This is a genomic window from Chitinivorax sp. B, from assembly GCF_005503445.1.
GTDB lineage: Bacteria > Pseudomonadota > Gammaproteobacteria > Burkholderiales > SCOH01 > Chitinivorax.
The window spans coordinates 1-8,568 of record NZ_SCOH01000081.1; the positions used below are offsets into that span (position 1 = coordinate 1).

Consider the following 8,568-nt stretch of genomic DNA (forward strand, 5'->3'; position numbering starts at 1 on the left):
CACCACGTCCATCAGGTTGTGGCGAATGTTGATCGGGGTACGTGGGTCGGGCAGATCGGCGAGGTGGGTGAATAGGACCATGGCCAAGGTTGACGGTGAAGGATTGGGGTTCGTAGCTTACCGGACTGGGCACCAGGTTGCTTGATGAGGTGCACTGTCGCACCTGGATTTATGCCGTTGGCAAGTTCGATCCCGCCCTGGGGTGAATCCTGATTGGAAGCATGGTGGAACAGGCTCCACCACGGCACACAATGAGATTCTTGGTATAATTGATTCGTCTAATAATTTTGACACCTTTAAGAGGCGACTTAATAACTGGGCAAACTATCGACTGAAGAATGGTGTTAATGACCTTCCGAAAGGCTTGAAGTCAGGTTCAAGCTGCTAGGATAACTCGTGGGAGTAAACATAATGTTTGAAAAAGACGGAGTTGTATCGGCATGGATTGGAAATTTCTCTAATGAGGATGAATTGTTTAGTCATGTTCAAAAGATATATGATCAAGATGGAAATTCATCTAGTGATTTTCTGAGTGATTTTAAATTGGGTTGGTATGATGAAGATTTCTCGGAGGCAAATTTCATTGATCTGCAAGATTTGAGAAATTCTCTGGCGGCACATTCATACAGTGATTCTTTTTTGAGCTCGTTGATGTCCGACTTGGCGGGTAAGGATTCTTTTAATTCAATTTATTTGATATACGACATCGATGCATCGGCTCTGTCATCTGTGGCAGGAAGGATGAAATTCTTGGGAGTCTATGGCTATACCAAATGATTATTAGGTTGGTTTGCAAGAAATTAGATAGTAATAAAGAGATACTTTAAATTTTAATGTAAGACTGGAAACCTTTTTTCAGGGCGTAAAGCTTTGGCATTGCTTCTGCCAGGATATTCTGGTGATACTGTTAGTCTGGATCCCGCCCTGCCCTGATGGCTATACCAAATGATTTTTAGGTCGGTTTGCAAAAATATAGATGGAAATAAAGAGATACTATAAATTTCAATGTAAGGCAGGAAACCTGTTTTCAAGGTGTAAAGCTTTGACAGTGCTTCTGCCAGGATGTCCTGATAATACTGTTAATCTGGATAGCGGCCTATAAAACAGCTACACCACCCTGCGGTTGGTGTGCGACGCCGACGACCGGCTGCTGCTGGCCGAACATACCCAACGCGACACCCGCACCACCACCCGTTTCGATTACGACGTACTGGGGCGGCGCATCGGCAAGCAGGTCAGCAGCCAGTCGCGTTATGGCAATGACCCGGCCAAAGCGCACAGCCACACCCGCTTCGTCTGGCAAGGGCTGCGACTGCTGCAGGAACTGCACGACCCGGTCGGCACCCAGGCACCTGCTGAAGCTGGCCGGCAGGTACGCACCTATCTCTATGAAACCGAACAGGTCTGCGCCCCGCTGGCACGGATCGATCAATGGCAGGACGGCCACGGGGAGGTCCAGTCCAGTCCAGCCAGCTATACTACTTCCACACCGACCAGATCGGCACCCCGCGGGAAGTCACTGACCAAGCCGGATAACTGGTCTGGGCCGGGTGCTTACTTCAGGGCAGCTTCTTAGTTCAATACACAAGCTGATCTCGCCAATCTAGTCGCATTGATGATGTTGTGATTTTTATTTGAAACTGCTCGCGTGGGCCCATGCTTGCAGACCACAGATACAGCCAATCATTGGCCCAGCCACCATTCCAGGCAGTCATGTAATAGTCGGCTGCATGTGCCCAATCCCTGAATGCAACAATGTCTCCATCCTGCAGGCAGTCTGTCGGGCGGCTCAAGTTGAGCAAGCGTAGTTCCGGATCGGCATTGAGTGGACCCTGCTTGGTGTAGTAGGCATATTGGTATGAACCTGCTAGACCATACCAAGTCCAGAAGTGGCCGGGCAGATCTGCTCGTTCTACTCGTACATATTCACCAGACTGAATGCAGCCGTTGTCACGCATTGCAAAGTTGTTGGATAAATTGAAGCGAGTCCGGCTGTTATCTTGTTTGCCGTCGGCCTTCAGCCAGCCATCCGCTTGTGTTGCTGCTTGCATGAAGTGATTGTTACCCAGATTTTTAAACGTTACTGCGCGATAGCTACCTGCCTGGTCAGCATAGGAATGGGTTGGGGTGTGGTTGTCTGCACGGGCAAAAGCCATGACCGGGTAGTGGTCTGACAGATCGGTATAGGTATAGGTTCGGCCATTACCTGCTGCTTGTACACGCCACTGTGGTGAGGCCGGATCAATCGCCAGATTATGCCAAAAGCTGGGTTGACGATGGTTGCGTTCTACAAACACATAATCCAGGTATTCGACGGGATCGCCAGATCGCGCACCATAGCGTTCTAGCGCAAGGCCGTTGCCAACGGTGTCAAATGTATGGGGCACACCCACATAATGTGGGTCATGCGCATTCAAGGTACGAAGCATGGTTTGATACTCGTTACTATTGGCCTTGTTGACATTCATATCTCCGGCAATCAGCACCATCTCTGTGCTGGGGATGCGTCGGGCTTTGATCCAATCGGCAATTTCTTTGAATTGTGCTTGGCGCACGGCTGCATGACCATCACGGCCGCCGCACCCCCAGCTGCTTTCAGATTGTGCATGTGTGCCAATGATATGGTAGTACTGGCCATTGGCGTTCAGTTTGGCATAGGCAAAGCCTTTCAGGGATGGGTAGTCATCACCGCAACCAATTGTGCGAAACAGGTATTGCACTTTTTCCACAATCGGCCATTTGCTGGCAATGGCAACACCACCGTCTTCAATGGCTGTATCACGCCATCCACCTTCTGTACTGCTCCAGCCAGACCGGCTACGTCCGATGACTGGTGTGTGATATGGGAAGCGCTGAGATAGGCGGTTTAGCAGGTCTTCGCTGGTCGTGTTGTCAAACAGCTCCTGTAGTACCACGACATCCTGATGTTGTAAAAATGCGGCATCCGCAATCTGTTGTGCCCGGGTAACTTGCCCATAGTTAGGGTAGGCGGAGCGGGGTAGTAGCATGGCGTTGTAGGTGGTCAGTTTCAAATCGTCCGGATAAGCCGCCAGTGTCGTATTGGCAACGTACAGCATGGTCAGTATCAAACCGATTCTGCATGTATTCACGGTGTTCTTCCTTGGGGATGTATTTGTTGTCATTGGCAAAATGCCGACCTTTTTATATCGAGTTTTTATTCTAGGTCGGAAAAATCGAATGTTAACGATGTTTTGTTAAAATGCAGCGTTGATAAAATATCAGTTCGTATGTGCTGTAATCGGCGCTGGATCTGATTGTAATGTGGTGCCCATCATTGGCATGTCACATGAGTTACTTAACATGGTGTGCAATCGAACGAAGGAATGTGAGCGGGGCAGTTGACCCGCGCTTCCATCTGCATATGCAGCCAGAACGTTATGTTGTCCCGCCAAGTAGTCTCAGGGCGAATGCATCAGGGAATGGTCTCCAGAGCGTTTTAGAGAAAAAGAGGAAGAGTGAGTATGTTCAACGTACGCCTGACGGCGCTTTCGCTGGCCTTGATGGCCAGTCTGACTGGCTGTAACACCACCAATGGGTCAAGTGATCCGGTGGATGTCAAAATTATTGCCTTCAACGATTTTCACGGTAATTTGAAATCGCCGGGTACCGTCACTGTTGCAGATCCTGCCGATGTCAGCAAAACCATCAAAGTACCAGCAGGGGGGGCAGAGGCTCTTGCAACCTGGATCAGTAACTTAAAAGCCAAGAATCCGAACCATGTTGTGGTGACTGCGGGTGACTTGATCGGTGGTAGTCCACTGCTATCAGCACTATTCCATGATGAGCCAACCATCGAATCAATGAATATGATGGGGCTGGATTTTAATGCTGTCGGTAATCATGAGTTTGACGATGGCAAAGACGAATTGCTACGTATGCAAAATGGCGGCTGCCATCCGGTGGATGGTTGCCAGAGCGGGGTTCAGTTCACGGGTGCCAAGTTCAAGTTCCTGGCGGCCAACGTGGTTGACAGCAAGTCCAGCAAAACGCTGTTTCCGGCTTACCAGATTAAGACTTTCAACAATATTCCTGTTGCGTTCATCGGTATGACACTGAAAGGAACGCCAACCATCGTGACACCATCCGGTGTGGCTGGGCTGGATTTCAAGGACGAAGCTGAAACAGTCAACAAACTGGTGCCGGAGCTAAAAGCCCAAGGGGTTGAAGCAATCGTGGTTCTGGTGCATGAAGGCGGCATGCAAACTGGCGATTACAATGAGTGTAAAGGTATCGCTGGTCCAATCGTTGATATTGTCAACAAGTTCGACAAAGCAGTGGATATTGTGGTGACCGGCCACACTCACCAAGCTTACAACTGCAATATCAACGGCAAGCTGGTTACCAGTGCTATGTCTTTCGGTCGTTTATTGACTGAAATCGACATCAAACTTGATCCACATAGTCGAGACATTACAGAAATGAAGGCCGCCAATCTTATCGTGAAGACGGACGTAGCCAAGAATGCCCAACAGACCTCGCTGATTGATCGTATTGCTGCTTTGGTCAAGCCGCTTGAAAATCGTGTCATTGGTATGGCAACTGCCAAATTGGATAACACGGCCAATGTAGCTGGAGAGTCGTCGCTGGGTGATGTCATTGCTGATTCGCAACTGGATGCGACCATGGATGGAAAGCTGGGTGGAGCACAAATTGCATTTATGAACCCGGGTGGTATCCGTACTGCCATTACACCGGATGCGTCAGGTAACGTTACTTATGGTCAGTTGTTCACAACCCAACCGTTCGGAAACAATCTGGTGACCATGACGGTGAAGGGTAGTGAGATCAAGGAATTGTTGGAGCAGCAATGGAAGGGCGGCAACCAGGTGGTTCCGAAAGTGTTACAGGTGTCGTCGGGATTTACCTATACCTGGGATGCCAATAAGCCATTGGGCGAGCGTGTTGAAGCAACCAACATCAAGCTGAACGGGGTGATGATTGACCCCGCTGGAAGTTATCGAATCACTGTCAATAACTTCTTGTCTACTGGCGGGGATAATTTTACCGTGCTGAATAATGGGACCAATCGACTTGGCGGCGTGGTAGATCTGGATGCGCTGGAAAGCTATTTCAAGTCACATGTGCCCGTTGCACCTGGGAAACAAAATCGCATCAGTCGCTTGAACTGATCGTATTGTATGACTATTGAAGAGCCGGGCTTCGCCCGGCTTTTCTGTTTCTACCCACCGATGTTGGTATAAGTTCTTTTGACTATTGGGTTTATGCTAATGAAAAGAAACATTTTTTCGACCGAAATTGGGTAAATCTGCGACAATACACGGCTTAATCCTGCATTTGACGTACTCGATGACCACCGTTCTAGCACCAGCCAAGCCGATTTTTTCCTACCCGATCAATATCCAAAAGCGCAAACCTGCACCTTTTCTGCCGATGACCAAGGCTGAGATGGACAAATTGGGGTGGGATGCTTGTGACATTATTATTGTTACGGGTGATGCGTACATTGATCACCCCAGCTTTGGGATGGCCCTGATTGGTCGCCTGCTGGAATCACAGGGGTTTCGGGTTGGTATCATTTCGCAGCCAGATTGGCAATCGGCCGAGGCGTTTCGTGCGTTGGGCAAGCCCCGGCTGTTCTTTGGTGTGACTGCTGGTAATATGGATTCGATGATCAACCGTTACACGGCTGATCGCAAACCACGTTCTGATGACGCCTATACCCCCAATGCCGAAGGCAACAAACGGCCGGATCGTGCCTGTATGGTCTATGCTCAACGCTGTCGCGAGGCTTTTCCTGGTGTGGATGTCATGATTGGTGGCATCGAGGCATCACTGCGCCGCATTGCACAATACGACTATTGGAGCGATAAGGTTCGTCAGTCAGCGCTGATCTATTCCAAGGCGGACATCCTGTTATTTGGCAATGCTGAGCGGGCACTGGTTGAGATCGCCCATCGTGCAGCTGCTGGCGAGCGACTGGGTCAGATGCGCGATGTTCGCGGCACGGCCTTTATGGTATTGCACCGTTGGCTACCGGGTGATGACTGGTGTGAAATGGATTCGTCCACAGTTGACATGCCGGGCCGGGTCGATGCTCACCCCGATCCGTATGCAATGGAGCCTGCTGGCACGACAGCCCCTGTTGTGCCAGAGGGTGTGCGGCCTATCCGTATCGTATCTCGTGATGAACGTCTTGCTGCGCGCAAAGCACAGCGCGCAAAAACGGCCATCCGAATTCCATCCTATGAGGCGGTTGCACACGATCCGGTTCTGTACGCCCATGCCAGTCGTACCTTGCATCTGGAATCCAACCCCGGTAATGCCCGTGCTCTGGTTCAGATGCATGGTGAGCGTGATGTGTGGCTTAACCCTCCTCCGATCCCATTGACTACCGAAGAAATGGACTATATCTATGACCTTCAGTATGCGCGCAACCCACACCCAAGCTATGGCGATGCGCGTATTCCAGCATGGGACATGATCAAGTTCTCGATCAATATCATGCGTGGCTGTTTTGGTGGTTGTACTTTTTGCTCAATCACAGAGCACGAAGGCCGAATCATTCAAAGTCGTTCCGAAGAATCCATTCTGCACGAAATCGAGGAGATCCGGGATAAGACCAAAGGCTTCACCGGTCACATTACCGATCTTGGTGGGCCCACTGCAAATATGTATCGCTTGGCCTGTAAGGATCCAAAGATTGAATCCTCCTGTCGCCGACTCAGCTGTGTATACCCGGGGATTTGCGAAAATCTGAACACCGATCATGCTCCCCTTATCCAGCTTTATCGAAAGGCTCGTACCATGCCGGGTGTGAAGAAGGTCACGATCGGGTCCGGTTTGCGGTATGACTTGGCTGTCGAATCACCTGAGTACATCAAGGAACTGGTGACCCATCATGTCAGTGGTTACTTGAAGATAGCGCCAGAGCATACAGAAGAAGGCCCGCTGAGTAAGATGATGAAACCCGGCATTGGTGCTTTTGAGCGGTTCAAGGAGTTGTTTGACCGATTCTCGGCTCAGGCTGGCAAAAAGCAATACCTGATCCCGTACTTTATTGCTGCTCATCCTGGTACACGCGACGAAGACATGTTGAATCTGGCGCTGTGGCTCAAGAAGAACAATTTCAAACCTGATCAGGTGCAATCTTTTACCCCAACACCAATGGCGTTGGCTACTACGATGTGGCACACCGGGCGTAATCCATTGCGTAAAGTGGCACGTAGCTCCGAAAAGGTCGAAGTGATTCGGGATGGGCAACGTCGCAAACTGCATAAAGCATTCTTGCGCTACCATGATCCGGAGAATTGGCCCTTGTTACGCGAAGCATTAATCAATTTAGGACGTCGGGACTTGATTGGCAACGGCCCACAGCATCTAATCCCCGCCCCCAAAATTGGCGAGCGTCGTACACCAGTAAGCTATGGAAAGCAAGCATCGACCGGTCGCGCCAGGGTAACAGCACAGAAAGGCCCGCGATCGCAGTTTGTTAAACCACGGGGCAGCCGAACATAAAATCAGTAAGCGGGCGTTGGCCCGCTTCGCACTTACATACCACGACATCACATATGCATAACACACCTGAAGCCTCACCGTTGGGTAAAGCGGTTACCTACTTGAGCCACTACGCACCTGACCTGTTGCATCCCATCCCACGTGCCAGCAAGCGTGCGGAGATTGGTATTGATCAACACACACTACCATTTGGTGGAGAAGACCTCTGGAATGCGTATGAACTATCTTGGCTCAATGTACGTGGTAAGCCTGTCGTTGCAATTGGTACCTTTCGTGTTCCAGTAGATACACCCAATCTGATTGAGTCGAAGTCACTTAAGCTCTACTTGAATTCGTTTAACCAGACTCGGTTCGACACGATTGGTGATGTACAGGCCGCCATCGCACGAGATTTGAGCCAAGCCGCCGGTGGAAGTGTCAAGGTCGAGATTCATTCGTTGAATGAACAGCCGCAACGGACTTTTGTGATCCCGGAGGGCTGTTTGCTGGATGAACTCAATATTGATATTGATACTTACCAGCCAGATCCCGGTTTTCTGCAATGTAATCTACACACAACACCCGTTGCTGAAACGTTGTATTCCCATCTGCTCAAATCCAATTGCCTGGTAACAGGGCAGCCGGACTGGGGCATGGTTGTGATTCGCTACGTGGGACCGCCTATCAATCGGGAAGGATTGCTCCGCTATATTGTTTCATTCCGTGATCACAATGAATTTCACGAACAGTGTGTCGAACGCATTTTCATGGACATTACCCGTCAATGTCGGCCTAACCAGTTGACTGTTTGGGCACGTTATACCCGTCGAGGTGGGCTGGACATCAATCCATTTCGCAGTAGCCAGGTTGATGAATCATTCCCCAATTGGCATGAAGTCAGACAATAGTTGATAAAAGCCGGCGATTTCAGCCGTCTTTTTTGCTGAAGACGAGACCAAAGAGCAAGGCAGGGTGACGAGCTTGCAATCTTTGCTAAATGTGTGGTGTAGATGAATCAAGGGCTTACCAAGAGCTTTCAAAAAAGTTGCATGTAATGGTTGACGAGTAGGGGGAGGGTGAGTATAGTTCGGC

At 50.0% G+C, this 8,568-nt stretch carries 7 protein-coding genes; 5 read left to right on the forward strand and 2 right to left on the reverse strand.

Annotated elements, in window-relative coordinates; genetic code table 11:
* Positions 1-411 precede the first annotated feature (411 nt).
* Complete coding sequence (locus FFS57_RS23855; RefSeq protein WP_137940334.1) at positions 412-777, forward strand: immunity 22 family protein; 366 nt, start codon at positions 412-414, stop codon at positions 775-777.
* A 349-nt stretch (positions 778-1,126) separates the two neighbouring features.
* Entirely contained in the window at positions 1,127-1,576 is a 450-nt protein-coding gene (locus FFS57_RS26335; RefSeq protein ID WP_502705942.1) for a hypothetical protein, read from the forward strand.
* Position 1,577: 1 nt separating this feature from the next.
* On the opposite strand, the gene sph is transcribed toward FFS57_RS26335, so the two are convergent.
* On the reverse strand, positions 1,578-3,110 hold the full coding sequence (gene sph / locus FFS57_RS23865; protein WP_171014184.1) for a sphingomyelin phosphodiesterase: 1,533 nt from the start codon (positions 3,108-3,110) through the stop codon (positions 1,578-1,580).
* Between the two features lie 372 nt (positions 3,111-3,482).
* Between sph and FFS57_RS23870 the strand changes: the two genes are divergently transcribed.
* The 3 genes from FFS57_RS23870 (at position 3,483) to queF (ending at position 8,384) form a co-directional block, all read left to right on the forward strand.
* Positions 3,483-5,150, forward strand: coding sequence for a bifunctional metallophosphatase/5'-nucleotidase (locus FFS57_RS23870; protein ID WP_137940336.1), 1,668 nt, complete (start codon positions 3,483-3,485; stop codon positions 5,148-5,150).
* A 178-nt stretch (positions 5,151-5,328) separates the two neighbouring features.
* The gene (locus tag FFS57_RS23875; protein WP_137940337.1) at positions 5,329-7,497 is read left to right on the forward strand and encodes a YgiQ family radical SAM protein; all 2,169 of its coding nucleotides are present in this window, start codon (positions 5,329-5,331) and stop codon (positions 7,495-7,497) included.
* Positions 7,498-7,550: 53 nt separating this feature from the next.
* Entirely contained in the window at positions 7,551-8,384 is an 834-nt protein-coding gene (gene queF, locus FFS57_RS23880) for an NADPH-dependent 7-cyano-7-deazaguanine reductase QueF (protein WP_137940338.1), read from the forward strand.
* Here queF and FFS57_RS25635 read toward each other — a convergent pair.
* Positions 8,352-8,568: hypothetical protein (locus FFS57_RS25635; protein WP_212749175.1), on the reverse strand; the 217-nt coding region annotated here is incomplete at its 5' end. The genes queF and FFS57_RS25635 overlap by 33 nt on opposite strands.